Source organism: Pseudomonas carassii (genome assembly GCF_036324045.1).
GTDB classification, from domain to species: domain Bacteria; phylum Pseudomonadota; class Gammaproteobacteria; order Pseudomonadales; family Pseudomonadaceae; genus Aquipseudomonas; species Aquipseudomonas peradeniyensis.
The window spans coordinates 115,196-129,355 of the sequence record NZ_JAZDCT010000010.1; the positions used below are offsets into that span (position 1 = coordinate 115,196).

At 59.5% G+C, this 14,160-nt stretch carries 15 protein-coding genes and 1 tRNA gene; 11 read left to right on the forward strand and 5 right to left on the reverse strand.

Annotated features, from left to right (window positions below):
• Positions 1-29: 29 nt before the first annotated feature.
• Together tgt and queA are read right to left on the reverse strand one after the other, a co-directional pair.
• Positions 30-1,145 carry a tRNA guanosine(34) transglycosylase Tgt gene (gene tgt / locus V0R62_RS10090; protein WP_023629281.1) on the reverse strand — a complete coding sequence of 372 codons (1,116 nt, stop codon included), beginning with the start codon at positions 1,143-1,145 and terminating at the stop codon, positions 30-32.
• Positions 1,146-1,159: 14 nt separating this feature from the next.
• Positions 1,160-2,209, reverse strand: coding sequence for a tRNA preQ1(34) S-adenosylmethionine ribosyltransferase-isomerase QueA (queA, locus tag V0R62_RS10095; RefSeq protein WP_330103612.1), 1,050 nt, complete (start codon positions 2,207-2,209; stop codon positions 1,160-1,162).
• A gap of 108 nt (positions 2,210-2,317) precedes the next feature.
• On the opposite strand from queA, the gene V0R62_RS10100 reads away from it, so the two are divergent.
• The 9 genes from V0R62_RS10100 (at position 2,318) to V0R62_RS10145 (ending at position 10,213) form a co-directional block, all read left to right on the forward strand.
• Positions 2,318-2,402, forward strand: a tRNA-Leu gene (locus V0R62_RS10100).
• Positions 2,403-2,536: 134 nt separating this feature from the next.
• Complete coding sequence (locus V0R62_RS10105; protein ID WP_330103613.1) at positions 2,537-3,100, forward strand: hypothetical protein; 564 nt, start codon at positions 2,537-2,539, stop codon at positions 3,098-3,100.
• 538 nt (positions 3,101-3,638) lie between these two features.
• Positions 3,639-3,998, forward strand: coding sequence for a hypothetical protein (locus tag V0R62_RS10110; protein ID WP_330103614.1), 360 nt, complete (start codon positions 3,639-3,641; stop codon positions 3,996-3,998).
• A gap of 484 nt (positions 3,999-4,482) precedes the next feature.
• Positions 4,483-4,713, forward strand: coding sequence for a hypothetical protein (locus V0R62_RS10115; protein ID WP_330103615.1), 231 nt, complete (start codon positions 4,483-4,485; stop codon positions 4,711-4,713).
• 2,763 nt (positions 4,714-7,476) lie between these two features.
• On the forward strand, positions 7,477-7,710 hold the full coding sequence (locus V0R62_RS10125; protein WP_023629291.1) for a hypothetical protein: 234 nt from the start codon (positions 7,477-7,479) through the stop codon (positions 7,708-7,710).
• Between the two features lie 16 nt (positions 7,711-7,726).
• The gene (locus tag V0R62_RS10130) at positions 7,727-7,987 is read left to right on the forward strand and encodes a DUF3077 domain-containing protein (RefSeq protein ID WP_198743603.1); all 261 of its coding nucleotides are present in this window, start codon (positions 7,727-7,729) and stop codon (positions 7,985-7,987) included.
• Positions 7,988-8,205: 218 nt separating this feature from the next.
• Positions 8,206-8,760: a type IV toxin-antitoxin system AbiEi family antitoxin gene (abiEi, locus tag V0R62_RS10135; protein ID WP_330103616.1), complete on the forward strand. Its 555-nt coding sequence runs from the start codon at positions 8,206-8,208 to the stop codon at positions 8,758-8,760.
• Positions 8,747-9,649 (forward strand): nucleotidyl transferase AbiEii/AbiGii toxin family protein, encoded by a 903-nt coding sequence (locus tag V0R62_RS10140; RefSeq protein WP_330103617.1) that lies wholly within the window; start codon positions 8,747-8,749, stop codon positions 9,647-9,649. Before abiEi ends, V0R62_RS10140 begins: the two co-directional genes overlap by 14 nt.
• Positions 9,650-9,733: 84 nt before the next feature.
• Positions 9,734-10,213 carry a GNAT family N-acetyltransferase gene (locus tag V0R62_RS10145; RefSeq protein WP_330103618.1) on the forward strand — a complete coding sequence of 160 codons (480 nt, stop codon included), beginning with the start codon at positions 9,734-9,736 and terminating at the stop codon, positions 10,211-10,213.
• Positions 10,214-10,228: 15 nt separating this feature from the next.
• On the opposite strand, the gene V0R62_RS10150 is transcribed toward V0R62_RS10145, so the two are convergent.
• Positions 10,229-10,525, reverse strand: a complete 297-nt coding sequence (locus V0R62_RS10150; RefSeq protein WP_330103619.1) for an addiction module antidote protein — start codon at positions 10,523-10,525, stop codon at positions 10,229-10,231.
• Positions 10,522-10,818 (reverse strand): type II toxin-antitoxin system RelE/ParE family toxin, encoded by a 297-nt coding sequence (locus V0R62_RS10155; protein WP_330103620.1) that lies wholly within the window; start codon positions 10,816-10,818, stop codon positions 10,522-10,524. The genes V0R62_RS10150 and V0R62_RS10155 overlap by 4 nt, the downstream gene beginning before the upstream one ends.
• A gap of 233 nt (positions 10,819-11,051) precedes the next feature.
• Between V0R62_RS10155 and V0R62_RS10160 the strand changes: the two genes are divergently transcribed.
• Positions 11,052-11,942, forward strand: coding sequence for a bestrophin family protein (locus tag V0R62_RS10160; RefSeq protein WP_330103621.1), 891 nt, complete (start codon positions 11,052-11,054; stop codon positions 11,940-11,942).
• A 15-nt stretch (positions 11,943-11,957) separates the two neighbouring features.
• Here V0R62_RS10160 and V0R62_RS10165 read toward each other — a convergent pair whose 3' ends face one another.
• Positions 11,958-13,076 carry a polysaccharide deacetylase family protein gene (locus tag V0R62_RS10165; protein ID WP_330103622.1) on the reverse strand — a complete coding sequence of 373 codons (1,119 nt, stop codon included), beginning with the start codon at positions 13,074-13,076 and terminating at the stop codon, positions 11,958-11,960.
• 149 nt (positions 13,077-13,225) lie between these two features.
• Between V0R62_RS10165 and yaaA the strand changes: the two genes are divergently transcribed.
• On the forward strand, positions 13,226-14,005 hold the full coding sequence (gene yaaA, locus V0R62_RS10170) for a peroxide stress protein YaaA (protein WP_330103623.1): 780 nt from the start codon (positions 13,226-13,228) through the stop codon (positions 14,003-14,005).
• The last annotated feature ends 155 nt before the right edge of the window (positions 14,006-14,160 follow it).

The following is a 14,160-nucleotide window of genomic DNA, read 5'->3' on the forward strand; positions in this document are numbered from 1 at the left end:
GAATATTTTCTAATAATGGATGCGAACAGTCAGTCCAAGGGCGGCACAGGCAGCCCGCGCTTGGCGTAGAAGGCGTCGACAAAGGCGGCCAATTTACCCTGTTGAATAGCCTCGCGTAAACCGGCCATCAAGCGCTGGTAATGGCGCAAGTTGTGGATGGTATTCAGCATGCTGCTCAACATTTCGCCGCACTTGTCCAGGTGGTGCAGATAGGCGCGCGAGAAGTTGGTGCAGGTATAGCAATCGCAGGTCGGATCCAGCGGCGATTCATCATGGCGATGGAACGCATTGCGGATCTTGATCACCCCGGTATCGACGAACAGATGGCCGTTACGCGCATTGCGCGTGGGCATCACGCAGTCGAACATGTCGACGCCGCGGCGCACACCCTCTACAAGATCTTCCGGCTTGCCTACCCCCATAAGGTAACGAGGTTTGTCAGCCGGCATCTGCGCAGGCAGGTAGTCCAGCACCTTGATCATCTCGTGCTTTGGTTCGCCAACCGACAGGCCGCCGATGGCCAGGCCATCGAAGTCGATGTTGACCAGCGCTTCCAGCGAGCGCATGCGCAGGTCCTGGTACATGCCGCCCTGGACGATGCCGAACAGCGCCGCGGTGTTGTCGCCGTGGGCATTCTTCGAGCGCTGGGCCCAGCGCAGCGACAGCTCCATGGAGGTGCGCGCCACGTCGTGCTCGGCCGGGTACGGGGTGCACTCGTCGAAGATCATCACGATGTCCGAGCCCAGGTCACGCTGGACCTGCATGGACTCCTCGGGCCCCATGAACACCTTGGAACCGTCCACTGGCGATGCGAAGGTCACGCCTTCCTCCTTGATCTTGCGCATGGCGCCCAGGCTGAACACCTGGAAACCACCGGAATCAGTGAGGATAGGGCCTTTCCATTGCATGAAGTCGTGCAGGCCGTTGTGTTTCTTGATGACCTCGGTACCCGGGCGCAGCCACAGGTGGAAGGTGTTGCCGAGGATGATCTCGGCGCCAATGGCCTCGATGTCGCGCGGCAGCATGCCCTTGACCGTGCCGTAGGTGCCCACCGGCATGAAGGCCGGGGTCTCGACGGTGCCACGGGGGAAGGTCAGCCGGCCACGACGGGCCTTGCCGTCGGTGGCCAGCAGTTCGAACGACATTCGACAGGTGCGACTCATGCTTGATCCTCTGGGCCGCGTGGCGCCGGATTGCGGGTGATGAACATGGCATCACCGTAACTGAAGAAGCGGTACCCGTTCTCGACCGCCGCCGTGTAGGCGGCCATGGTCTCGGGGTAACCGGCGAAGGCCGAGACCAGCATCAGCAGCGTGGACTCCGGCAGGTGGAAGTTGGTGACCAGGCAATCGACCACATGGAACGGCCGGCCCGGGAAGATGAAGATGTCGGTGTCGCCGCTGAAGGCCTTGAGCTCGCCATCGCGCGCCGCGCTCTCCAGCGAGCGCACGCTGGTGGTGCCCACGGCGATCACCCGGCCGCCACGGGCGCGGCACGCGGCGACGGCGTCGACCACATCCTGGCTCACTTCGAGCCACTCTTTATGCATGGTGTGGTCTTCGATCTTGTCGACCCGCACCGGCTGGAAGGTGCCGGCGCCCACGTGCAGGGTGACGAAGGCGCGCTCGACGCCCTTGGCGGCGATCTTCGCCAGCAGGTCTTCGTCGAAGTGCAGGCCGGCGGTGGGCGCGGCCACGGCGCCGGCGCGCTCGGCGTAGACGGTCTGATAGCGCTCGCGGTCGGCGCCCTCGTCGGGACGGTCGATGTACGGCGGCAGCGGCATGTGGCCGACGCGCTCGAGCAGCGGAAGCACCTCTTCGCTGAAGCGCAGTTCGAACAGCGTGTCGTGACGCGCGACCATCTCGGCCTCGCCACCGCCGTCGATGAGGATCTGCGTGCCTTCTTTAGGCGCCTTGCTGGCACGCACATGGGCCAGCACGCGGTGGCTGTCGAGCACGCGCTCGACCAGCACTTCCAGCTTGCCGCCGGAGGCTTTCTGGCCGAACAGGCGCGCCGGGATCACCCGGGTGTTGTTGAACACCATCAGGTCGCCCGGGCGCAGGTACTCGAGCAGATCGGTGAACTGCTTGTGGGCCAGCGTGCCGCTGGGGCCATCGAGCACCAGCAGGCGGCTGCCATGGCGCTCGGCCAGCGGATGGCGGGCGATCAGGGAATCGGGGAGTTCGAAAGAAAAATCGGCGACGCGCATGATGATGTTCGGTTCGACAGGGCCGCAAAGTTTAGCCCAATGTGTGAAAATTGACCATGAAAGCCGATTGACCGACCCAAGGCACCTCTCTATACTGCGGCGCCACAAGCCCTGATGGCGGAATTGGTAGACGCGGCGGATTCAAAATCCGTTTTCGAAAGGAGTGGGAGTTCGAGTCTCCCTCGGGGCACCAGATAGAGCCTGTAGATCCCTGATCTACAGGCTTTTTTCATTTCTGCGGCGTAATTTTGGCATAGATCGGCACCGGCAACGCCGGCTACTCCCAGAGTTGCGCTTAGCCAGCGCCTCAAGGAAGAGGGTTCGTTGATGGATTGGCTGCAGTTCTTTTCAGCTCTAGTGGGCTCGCTGGCTTGGCCGGTAGCCGTTGTAACGGTTGTGTGCCTTCTAAAAGGTCCCATCCTCGGCTTGATCCCGAAGATCCGAAGCTTCAAGTACGGCGAGCTTCATGTAGACCTGTCCGAAGCGTTGCAGTCTCTGAAGGAAGAGCTTCCAGCTGCGCCGATCGAGCCAGTCGCAGAGGAGGAGGCGCCAGAGGCAAAGGTGTCTGTGCCGCTGCAAATTGCTGCCGTATCGCCGAGAGCCGGGATGATTGCCGCTTGGCTTGAAGTCGAAGGTGCCTTGAACACAGTACTAAAACGCGAGGGTCAGGAATCTGCCACGGAACAATTGCCGAGGCAAAAACTGGATCTCCTCCGCGAAGAGGGCCTCATCAATGGGCCTACGTACAGAGCGGTGCTGCGGACATCTCATCTTCGGAACGAAGCAGTGCACATGTTGGACCGGGAGATCACCTACGACGATGCGGTTGCGATGGTCGACGTTTGTGCGCGATTGGTCGATAGCATAGGCGCATACAGAAAGCCGGAGTGACATCGCTGCACATCCCATGCGCTAGTTGGTGAGACGTGTGGGCATAGATACGTGTGCGTGAAAGGTCCCGAATTCTAGAGCCATCACACTGTATACGCGTCATACGAAACGCCCCCCTGCACGTAGCAAAGCAAAATTTAGGTTGACCCCTAAAAAGCCTGTCAGATTTGTCAGATAGATATTCTTACCTCTGTCTAACCCTTCTATCTCAAGGCCCACAGCGTTTTCATGTAGTGTCAGAAAGGTGTCAGAAAGGTGTCAGCGGGGTGTCAGAACCTGACAAAACCACTGTGTCAGATTTCGATTTATCAAGTCATTGATTTACAAGGTTTTTTATTTTGGCTTGTCAGATTTGCCACGAATTTCCCAGTTCGCTGTCAGATCGCAAACCCAGTAAATACACGGCCTCCAGCCGATTTCCTGACGGACATCCATGTTCTGACAGGGATTTGGGCGTCAGCCTGAAAAACCTTTCATGGGGCACCCCGAAGCTATCCTTCAAACTGCCCCGCGTAGCGAATTGACCAAGAGCATCAGCATGCGCAAACCAGCGACCCAAGCGGCACTGCCCATCATCGAAGTCATCCAGTCCGGCAAGGCATGGGAAGTGCATTGGGACTACCAGGAAGCGCCCGAGAGTTCGATCCTGTTCAAGCGCCGCGAGTACCTGGACGGCTACATCGATGGCGCGATGGACGCGATCGGTATCTCACCTGAGAAGGTGGCGTGTGCGAGTGCTCGTACCGGGTCCGTCAAGCGCCTGACTGAGGCCCAGGCCCTGCAGTTGCGTCATGCCCTGGACCGCCTGTTAACCCCAGTCGTCGCCAAGGAATTCCAGCGCCTGAAGAAGGAAGCCAACCTTCCCCACCTCCGCTTGGTGGCAGCTCACCAGGACTGAAGCGCTGTGCAAAGCTGAAGAAACGCCGGGCCCCCACCGTACGGGGGCTCCAGGCGCATCTGCGCTCTGCACCGGCTCTAATGACCATGTTCAAAATGAAAAACCTGGCAGAATCGGGATTTTTCGCCGCTCCCTCACGGATTCCGTGGTCTACAGCCGACCCACCCGGCTGCTCTTCCCCGCCGCACAGTGCAACTGCGTCTGCACAACCTGTCATTTTCTTTCACTGTGTGAAATGGCCGCCCCCTTGCGAGAGCCCGCAGGCGGCGCGGCCTGCAGCTGGCGTTGCACCCCACCGCTGGTTTGCACTAATTCACGACGAAAAGCGCGTCGGCGGGAGGGGGATAAATGATTTTCTCGCTCAATTTTTTTTGCCGTCGATATTTTTCCTGCGTGTCGAGTTCGGCATCTGGTCGCATTCCCCTGTACCGTTGGGTCTTTATCCAATACTGTATATGCATACAGCATTCCTTGCGGGTGCCTCATGCTCGCTCAACAAACCAACCTGATAACCCTTCCAGAGTGGTATTACCTGCTCCAGGACATAGATTCGCTGATCCAAGAGCCAACGAAACACCACCGGGAACTGCTGCACCAGGCGTACGCGCTGCGCGATGCCCATGCTGTCGATGATGGGACGCTGACCGAGATGCTGGAGTTGGCTGACGAAGCATTGGTGTATGCGCATGAGTCGGCGTCTGCCGAGCATTGGTGAAGGTGCAGAGGTTATGTACATGCTCATCACGCCGATGCGGCAACGGGGCATAGACCTTACGCCTCAGGAGCGTCGGCAGTCTCGAGCAGTGGAGGGCGACGTGCGGGTGACTTGTGTCCAGGACTCACGGATTGGAAGAGCGACCAACCTCGCCGAGGTGTTAGCGGGCCCGGGTATGCAGGATCGACCTTTGCCGCCACTGCACGATGCAAGGCTTTCAGGCATGGCTACGCGGGGCTTCGTACTCAGTGGGTTTGAGGTGGTCGATGGATGCGCCTATGCGCAGTCCTGGTGGTGCCGCCTGGAATGAAAACAGGGGCCGAAGCCCCTGTTTTTTTAGCCGCTAAAGCTCCTGAACGATCCGGAACAAGCGCACCGACCAGTAGGCGGCTTGCAGCGCTCGGATCACTTCTTCAGGCAAATAGCGGTGGACGAAATTTTTCATTGTCCAATGCTCCTGATGTTGTGATGTGAACCCATCCGACTCTCGTCGGTGGGACCGCCACTCCAACTTTGCGAAGCTCAAAACGATGGAACTGCGGCGATCTTTGCGATGACACTTACGGCAACTTCTGTTTCGAGCACTTTATTGTCAACCCAATTACGTTGACTACAGAACACTCAGAATTTCGATATACCGAAAGCGTCTCTACGCGGGATCGCGGTGTTGACCATGTGTTGACGGCTTCGCGAGGTAGCAATAGGCTTTGAACTGCGACGTAACAAAGCCGTACCTGCTGAAGTAGTGGCGTCGATGCTAGCACGCTAGACGCACCCCGAAAAAGCACACCGAAGCCCGCCTCTGCGCGGGCTTCGGCGTTTTAGGTCATCAGTAATGCCCCCAGGTTGTTGTATCAAATCGGCGTTGCCCAGACGTTTAGGGCGTTAGAGCGAAATGAAGCAACAACCTTGAGATACGGGCCACGCCTAAAAAATCCGACGAACGGTACGAACAAAATTAAGCTAGCTTAACCGAACTTTATCGGTGGTCCCTCAAGAGGGCCTAAAGAGAGCCTAAAGAGAGCCTAAAGAGAGCCAGTAGTTTTTGTAGTAATACAAGTAAACGCAAGGGTGACTGGTATTACGGTAATACCTGCCGGACGGCCGAAGTGCTAACAAGATTCACTTTGTGAGACATCCGAAGAGTGGCTTTGTTAACAGAACTCGTTGAAGGCATGCAGGCCGATTGATTGGCCAAATCGCGAGCCTAGGATGTGATGGGCTTTAGCTTCGCAGAAAGCAACAAGACGGAGCCGGCCGCCTGCCTGAACGCAGCCGCGTTGCTCGGCACGGGCATCGGTCCATGCACGTGCCCAGCCAGCTGTGTGTTCATCTCCTGGGCGAGGTCGAGCAGGTCACACAGTGCCTGCAGCACGTTCACACCCTCCGATCCCAGCCAAGTCTTCGATGCCTGTAAACGCTAGCTACCTGTCGTGATGCTCGTGCACATGCCCTCGATGCGCTCCTGGACATTGCCGCCGATCATCGCGTTTAGCCTCCGCGCCGTTACCAGGTTTAGGTTGCGCCCGGTGCCTGGTGCAGGTATCGACTGCGGCTAGGCTCGCAGATCCGCCGGACAGCAGCTTAAGCACGCTCAGCGCCTCGACCTTCTTCACCCTGCCCACTGTCTCGGTCGAGTGATCGTCCACGTTCCTGATATGGCTCTGGAGCTGCTCGCGGTTGGCCAGCGGCTCGACTTCACGCTTGATCGCCTTGCCCTAGAACTTCCCGTACGTCTCGCACAGCCAATTGCCGTCCGCATCCGTTCGCTGCTGACAGGCCTCGTTGTGCTGTCAGACTGGTCCCCTTTCGCTCCCCGGGGTAGGTTCAGCCCGGGCGGCAGGATCTGCTGGAAGGTTTTTTGCGCGGCAGACCGTAAGCGAACGACACGACAACGGTGCAACCTCCGCCAGTTCATATCCAACACTTTCGACCAATAAACATCTGGTTCAGCTTCAGCAGGTCAAGACAGTGTGCGTTCCGATCCCGCCCCCTCAAGCAGTCACAGGATGACTGGCGCCCCCTTTAGATTGCTTTTTGCCATCATCAAGCTAACCTCCTCGGTGCTTGGTGATTTCGCAGCCCAAAAGCATATCACCCGCGCATAGATGTTAAGTCATTACCGATCCGACACACGGAAGCAAGGACTAGCACATGCAATCATTTATCGTTAACAGAAACGTTCAAGCGAACGGCGACTACGAAGTGCACAACACAACGATTGGCTGCCGCTACATGCCGCAGCCGGAAAATCAGGTACCTCTCGGGAACCACCTATCGTGTACCGGTGCTGTCAATACCGCTCGAGTTGCAAACCCCACCCTAAGGATTAATGGTTGTTACTATTGCTGTAATCCTTGCCACACCAGCTAGCTCGTCTTACTCGCTCCCAAGGAGCGGTCTTGTACCGCTCCTACCTGCGCTCCTGGCAAATGCTACGGCTTCAGGCTCGTTTCACGCCTAGTCCTTTAAGACTTTCCCCATTCCCTGTAGTCCATTTCCCAAACATACTCCCAACCCCTTTCAAGCCATTGCGATGGTCTGGATCGGCCTCTAGTCTCGACCCGTCGCTGCCAAATCAGCGACCGGCTTTGACAGGCCGCTCCAGTAATTAACTCGCACAGCTTTGCCACCTATGGCGGCTGTACGTGGGGCGCCTTCGGGTGCGCCGGGTTTCCTTACTGACCGGTCTGTCAACCCACGTACCGCTGCCACCCTCTTGTTTGACAGCAATGGTGACGGCCCTTCAGTAAGGATCACACCATGTTGAAGATTGTCCCCGATCCACCGCTTTCTCCCGAAACAGCACACTCGCTCGAAGACCTGCTGATCCAGATCTCGGAACGTCTGTTCTGCGCCCTCTCCGTCACCCACCAGAACGCCCTCACCCAGGTCACCAGCACAGCACGTGGTATGTCCATGGCAACGATGCACGAAATCGAGGCCGCCCGCGGGCTGGTGGAACTGGCACTGAGCAAGCTTCAGATCAAGCACTGAACAGGGAGCAAACACGATGAACGACAAGACTGCCGGCGTGACCGGATTCGGCTATGGCGATGGCGAGCAACCACTGTTCCGGGTCGAACCGGGGCAGGATGGTAAATCAGCCATGGAACAGGCTTCGGCGATAATGGCGTGCGTGAAGCGCATGACATTGCTCGCAGCGACTGATGGCGAGGTCAACCTTGGCTGGGGAGCACACTTGATGAGCGATATGGCCAAGGCGGTGATGGATGATGTGGAGTTGGGTCGCCAACGGGGTTCGACTGAATAGCCCCTGCCGAACGTCTAACGCCTAAATAGGCTGTACCCGCTCCCACAAGCTCGGCAAAGCTCCGTGGGAGTGGGCTTGCCCGCCAGTAGGTGCGTTGATGCCATTTGAGCCAAACTGGTGACTGCACAGAAAATCACACAAAGTGCAACTTACTGTATAGCCACAGCCACCGTTCTACACTAAGTTACACAAACCGTGACTTTCTGTTGATCAGCCCCATGCCTGCACAGCCGCTCCAGTGCCTCTACCGAGGCCTGCACCACCTCGCCACGCCCCAGCGCTATCTGTTCACGCCAGCGGATATGCGCGCCCTGGTGCCCGGCTTGTCCGACGGCGCCTATCGCTCGCTGCTGAGCAGAGCGTCCAACGACAGCATCCTGATCAGGGTATGCAGGGGGCTTTACCTCTTCACTCCGGCCAAACCCAACCCTGGGCTCGTGCTCTATCACGCTGCGGCCCGCCTACGAGCTGACAACCTCAACTACATCAGCCTCGAGTGCGCCCTCAGCGATATCGGAGTGATCTCTCAGGTACCACAGAACTGGCTGACTATCATGTCGTCAGGACGAAGCCAGACCATAAGCTGTGCAGCTTTCGGCACGGTCGAGTTCGTCCATACCTCCCGTACCGCTCTCGAACTCAACGGCCAACTCGACTACGACGACCGCTGCCGCCTATGGCGCGCCAAAGCCTCGCTGGCCTTGGCCGACATGAAGCGGACCAGACGCAATCTGGAGCTGATCGACTGGAAAACGGCCAATGAACTTGTTTGATCGACTTGTCCAACACGCCCTGGGCCACACACCTGAGCTCGCGCCACTGCAAGTGGTGGTAGAGAAGGAACTGCTGCATCACGACATCATGCGGATACTCAGCGAGTCCGGATTGCTGCAGAGGCTCTGCTTCATCGGCGGCACCTGCCTGCGAACCTGCTATGGTTCCAGGCGCCTGAGTGAAGATCTCGACTTCACCGGTGGCGCGGATTTCAAACGGGAAGACTTTTCAGCTTTGAAGGAAAGCCTGATTGCTAGGCTGAGTGAAAAGTACGGATTGCAGGTCGATGTGAGCGAGCCGTTGCACACGCCAGGCAATGTGGATACCTGGAAGCTGTGCGTGCAGACACGCCCCGAGGCTCGCAACCTGCCCGCGCAGAGAATCCACATCGACATCTGCGCGGTCCCGTCCTATCAATGCAAACCCATGACCTTGCTGAACCCTTACGGGGTCGATATGGGAACTGAAGGATTGATCGTCAACACGCAGAGTCTGGAAGAGATCTTCATCGACAAGCTGCTGGCTTTCGCCCTGCGCCGAGGACGCATCAAGAATCGTGACCTCTGGGACTTGGCCTGGCTCAAACAGCGCGCCGTAATACCGGCTTTCGCACTGGTCAGGCGCAAACTTGGGGACCACGCGGTTACTGCCGACTGGCTATTGCAGCAAGGTACGGAGCGAGTCGCCTGTTTGCAGCAGGCGCAGACGCAGCGCGACTTCCAGGCGGAGATGCGCCGCTTTCTTCCCTTGCAAGTGGTGTCGCAGACTATCGAAAACCCAGCTTTCTGGATCTATGTGGTAGAGACCGTCGAGCAGTTGTTCGGTGAGCTTTGCTTGTCCCTGGACGCCGCGGATGCTCGCGCTGGCGATCAGAGGTTCCTGATGTAAGGTAATGGCTTGCCGGCCCAGTACTAACACCACCCTTGCGACCACACTGGGTTGGTCACCTCTCCACACAGCGGAACATCATCCATGCCACTGAGCCATCGCCCCGTCCGATCTGCCGACATCGCCACGCTCTGCAACTTGCCTCAAGGCCCGGACGAACTCTTCTATATGTTCCCCAAAGCCACCTACCCGCTCACTCCCGCTGCACTGAGCGAAGCCATCGCCCAGCGCAGCGGTTCGACGGTGATCGAGATTGACGGGGTGATCGTCGGCTTCGCCAATTTCTACAAAGCCGAACACGGCGGTGTCTGTGCGCTGGGTAATGTGGTGGTGGCACCGGCTGCGCGGGGTCAGGGCGTGGCACGTTATCTGGTGCAGTGCATGATCGACTTGGCTCGCCAAGCCTTCGCGGCGCGGGAGGTCTGGGTGTCGTGTTTCAATCACAACACCGCAGGGCTGCTGCTTTATCCACAGCTGGGTTTTGTACCGTTCGGGATTGAGGAGCGGCAAGCGCCGGATGGAAGCCGGGTGGCGCTGGTTCAGATGAAATTACCAACAGCCTGACCGCCGCCTCAGGACTCAACGTGGTAGGACGTGGGGTTGAGCCTGCAAGTCGATTCCCAATGCTCGAATAACCTTGAGTACAGTATCGAATCTCGGTTTGGCTCCAGGACCGAACGCTTTGTAAAGGCTCTCACGACCCAGGCCCGTCTCCTTGGCGATCTGTGACATACCACGTGCCCTGGCAATATGACCCAACGCACGAAGAATTTCGTCAGTGTCACCATCCGCGAGCACTTGGCTCAGGTACTCACTGATCGCAGCATCGCTGCCCAACAGATCAGCCATGTCAAATGGTACGAGTTTCTCGTTCATTTCAGCTCCTTCGCCAGTGCCTTTGCCTTAAGGATGTCACCGGCCTGCGAGGACTTGTCTCCACCCACCAGAAGCAAAATCAACCTGCCCTGCCTGCTGGTGAAGTAGACGCGGTATCCACCTGATACATCAATGCGCAGTTCACTGATACCGCCACCAACGGGTTTGAAGTCCCCAGGGTTACCCAGTGAGAGTCGTTCAATCCTGCGGGCGATAGCGATTCGCGCACGCAAGTCGCACAGATTCGCCAACCAGGTGGCAAAGCTTTTCGTTTGTTCGATTTCGTAGCTCACCAGGCCCTCCGAACTGTATCCGAATAGATACTAACTATCAATACTGAAGGCAACCACGTGTCGGGTACCTTGCGAGCCTTCACAATGCAGGAGTGGCACCAGATCCAATACAGGGAGCCTTCCCAAGTCCGCGTCATCCAAGTCTCGAAAATTTTTTGCAACACCCCACTCAGGAACCTTGCTCCCCGATCCTGCGTCGGAACCTGCATCCCCTGCATCGAGGTTCTCCCCACGTGAAAGCCCTCCTCGCCCGCAAATACCGCCTGGTGGTCAAGACCTTCGGCTACATCGGCTGGTCGCTGTTCTGGCTGCTGATCTGGGACGTGCTGGTCACCATCGACTTCATGCTGTTCTTCAACAGCAAGTTCAGCCTGCCGCTGATCCCGCTCACCTTGCTGGGCTCGGCGCTGGTGGTGCTGGTGAGCTTTCGCAACAGCAGCGCCTACAACCGCTGGTGGGAGGCGCGCACGCTGTGGGGCGCGCTGGTGAACAGCTCGCGCAGCTTCGCCCGGCAGGTGCTGACGCTGGTCGACGATCCGGTCGATGGGCCGAACCCGGTGAAGGCGACCTTGCTGCGCAGACATATTGCCTACGTGAACTGCCTGGCGGCGCACCTCAAGGGCGAGCAGTGCCCGGATGAGCTGATGGCCTTCATACCGCCCGGGGAATTCGAGCGGCGCAATCGTTCGAACAACTTCGCCAACGACATCCTCGGCGGCTCGGCGGCCTTGCTGGCCCAGGAGTACCAAGCCGGGCGACTGGACAGCATCCGCCTGGCGCGGCTGGAATCGACCCTGGTGGACATGTCCAACGCCCAGGGCGGGATGGAGCGGATCGCCAATACGCCGCTGCCCTACCCTTATGTGTACTTCCCGCGGCTGTTCATCACGTTGTTCTGCCTGATCGTGCCGGTGGGGCTGGTGGAGTCGCTAGGCTGGTTCACGCCGCTGGCCTCGACGGTGGTCGGCTTCATGCTGCTGGCCATCGAGCGGATCGGCACGGACTTGCAGAGCCCGTTCCGCTTCAGCGAGCACCAGATCCCGATGGACACGATCTGCGAGACGATCGAACGCAACCTGGAGTCGATGCAGCGGGAGGCGCAATGTGGCGCCTTGGCGCACTGAGCCGCCCGCTCTCCTTTATTCCCGCCGGGCGTACTCCCGGCAATTCTCCCAGCCGATTCCACTCTGGGCCGTGTGCTGCAACAGCCACTCCAGCGCCGGCTGCGCCTTGGGCTGATTGTCGCGGAACTGGATCACGCCCTTGCGCCACAGCAGCATCAGCGTCAGCACCCGCTGTGCCGAGGCTTCAGCGGTCAGCGGCCCGTCGTCCTGGGCGTCGATGTCCCACAGTGAAACCTGCATCTGCTGGCTGTCCATGAATGCCTCGCCATCGGCGCGGCGCTGGCCGTAGGGTGGGCGGAACAAAGGCACGTACTGCTCCGCCAGGTCGGCCTGGACCCGTGCCTGGCTGCGCCGCAGCGAGTCCTGCCAGTCCTGCCACTGGGCGTGGGAGCGGTACTCCCACCCCTGGATACCCACGCACTGGCCGGCATACAGGTCGCTCACCGGGCCGGCGTCGCGACGTTGCTGCAGGCGGTTGCCGAGCACGAAGAAAATCCCGTCGAGCTTCTGCCGCCGCAGGTAGTCGGCCACCGCATCGGTGCTGCCGCCCTGGGGCCCCGGGCCGCCAACGAAGGTCAGGAGGAACATCCGGTCGTTGAGCGCCTCACCATTGCGCTCGCGGCTGGACAGCTTGGCCACCTCGCTGGTGGTCTGCGGGAACAGCGCGGCCTTGCGCAACTGCTCATCCAGGTACCGAGTGTGGAACTGGTGACTGGGCTCGACCCATCCGGTATAGAACGTGCCGACATCCTCGGCGAAAACAGCAGACTGCGTGCGCAGGTCAGCCATGGACTCGACCGGGTAGCAGAACGAGGCATCCTGCTCGCAACTCTTCTGCGCCTGTTGATAACTTGTCCACAGGCGCTGCCACAGACGTGCCCGTACCGCCCGCACGACGGTCAGGTTGACCTGGCGCAGGCCGAGCCGGGTCGTCAGCGCCTGCTCGTCGAGCATCTCGCTTTCGTGCAGCACCCGGGCGAACGACAGGATCTCCGCCCGCGACGCCACGTCGAACAGCGTCGGGCTGTCCAGCTGCTCGGGCCACAGCTCACGGTCGAAACTGACGAAATCCGCCGGGGCCGCCTGCGCGCCCAGGCTGAGCAGCCCGGCGAGCAGGGCAAACGCGATACGCACGATGAGCAATCTCCTTGAAGGCATGGCGCGCACTATAGCGCGACCGCCCGCGGTTTAATGTGGCGATGTTCGGTGACTATCGTCGCCATAGTTTGGCGTTGTGCCAGCGGCCCCGTAGAATTCGCCCGACGATTCCAGGAGCCGACCCGATGCTGACGGTGATTTCCCCCGCCAAGACCCTCGACTACGACACCCCGCCGGTAACCCAGCGCCACACCCTGCCCCAGTACCTGGACGATTCCCAGGAACTGATCGTGCAACTGCGCGAACTGGCGCCGGCGCAGATCGCCGAGCTGATGCACCTCTCCGACAAGCTCGCCGGCCTCAACGCCGCACGCTTCGGCAGCTGGACCCCGGATTTCACCCCGGCCAACGCCAAGCAGGCACTGCTGGCGTTCAAGGGTGACGTGTACACCGGGCTCGACGCCGAGAGCCTGGGTGAGGACGACTTCAGCTACGCCCAGGACCACCTGCGCATGCTCTCGGGCCTGTACGGCCTGCTGCGCCCGCTGGACCTGATGCAGCCCTACCGCCTGGAAATGGGCACCAAGCTGGCCAATGCCCGCGGCAAGGACCTGTACGCCTTCTGGGGCACGCGCATCAGCGAATGGCTGAACCAGGCCCTGACCGACCAGGGTGACGACGTGCTGCTGAACCTGGCCAGCAACGAGTACTTCAGCGCGGTGAAGAAGAGCGCGCTGAAGGCGCGGGTGATCGATGTCGACTTCAAGGACCTGAAGAACGGCCAGTACAAGATCATCAGCTTCTACGCCAAGAAGGCCCGCGGGATGATGAGCCGCTTCGTGATCCAGGAGCGGATCAACGATCCGGAGCAGCTCAAGCGCTTTGATATGCAGGGTTACTACTACAGTGCCGAGCAGTCGAAGCCGGATCATCTGGTATTCCTGCGCGATCACGCTGAGGGCTGATGGCCCCAGGGGGCGCTTTGCGCCCCTTTCGCGGCACAAGGCCGCTCCTACAGGGAAGCGCATACCCATGTAGGAGCCTTGTGCCGCGAAGCAGCCCCATCCCACCCTCGCCCTGCAACGGGGCACGCTTTCACCCTTGAATTCGCCAAATAACA

Coding starts and splice junctions, on each gene's coding strand:
- tgt (WP_023629281.1), bottom strand. CDS start 1,145: ATGTCGTTCGAACTGCTGGCCACCGACGGCAAGGCCCGTCGTGGCCGG.
- queA (WP_330103612.1), bottom strand. CDS start 2,209: ATGCGCGTCGCCGATTTTTCTTTCGAACTCCCCGATTCCCTGATCGCC.
- V0R62_RS10105 (WP_330103613.1), top strand. CDS start 2,537: ATGGATTGGCTGCAGTTCTTTTCAGCTCTAGTGGGCTCGCTGGCTTGG.
- V0R62_RS10110 (WP_330103614.1), top strand. CDS start 3,639: ATGCGCAAACCAGCGACCCAAGCGGCACTGCCCATCATCGAAGTCATC.
- V0R62_RS10115 (WP_330103615.1), top strand. CDS start 4,483: ATGCTCGCTCAACAAACCAACCTGATAACCCTTCCAGAGTGGTATTAC.
- V0R62_RS10125 (WP_023629291.1), top strand. CDS start 7,477: ATGTTGAAGATTGTCCCCGATCCACCGCTTTCTCCCGAAACAGCACAC.
- V0R62_RS10130 (WP_198743603.1), top strand. CDS start 7,727: ATGAACGACAAGACTGCCGGCGTGACCGGATTCGGCTATGGCGATGGC.
- abiEi (WP_330103616.1), top strand. CDS start 8,206: ATGCCTGCACAGCCGCTCCAGTGCCTCTACCGAGGCCTGCACCACCTC.
- V0R62_RS10140 (WP_330103617.1), top strand. CDS start 8,747: ATGAACTTGTTTGATCGACTTGTCCAACACGCCCTGGGCCACACACCT.
- V0R62_RS10145 (WP_330103618.1), top strand. CDS start 9,734: ATGCCACTGAGCCATCGCCCCGTCCGATCTGCCGACATCGCCACGCTC.
- V0R62_RS10150 (WP_330103619.1), bottom strand. CDS start 10,525: ATGAACGAGAAACTCGTACCATTTGACATGGCTGATCTGTTGGGCAGC.
- yaaA (WP_330103623.1), top strand. CDS start 13,226: ATGCTGACGGTGATTTCCCCCGCCAAGACCCTCGACTACGACACCCCG.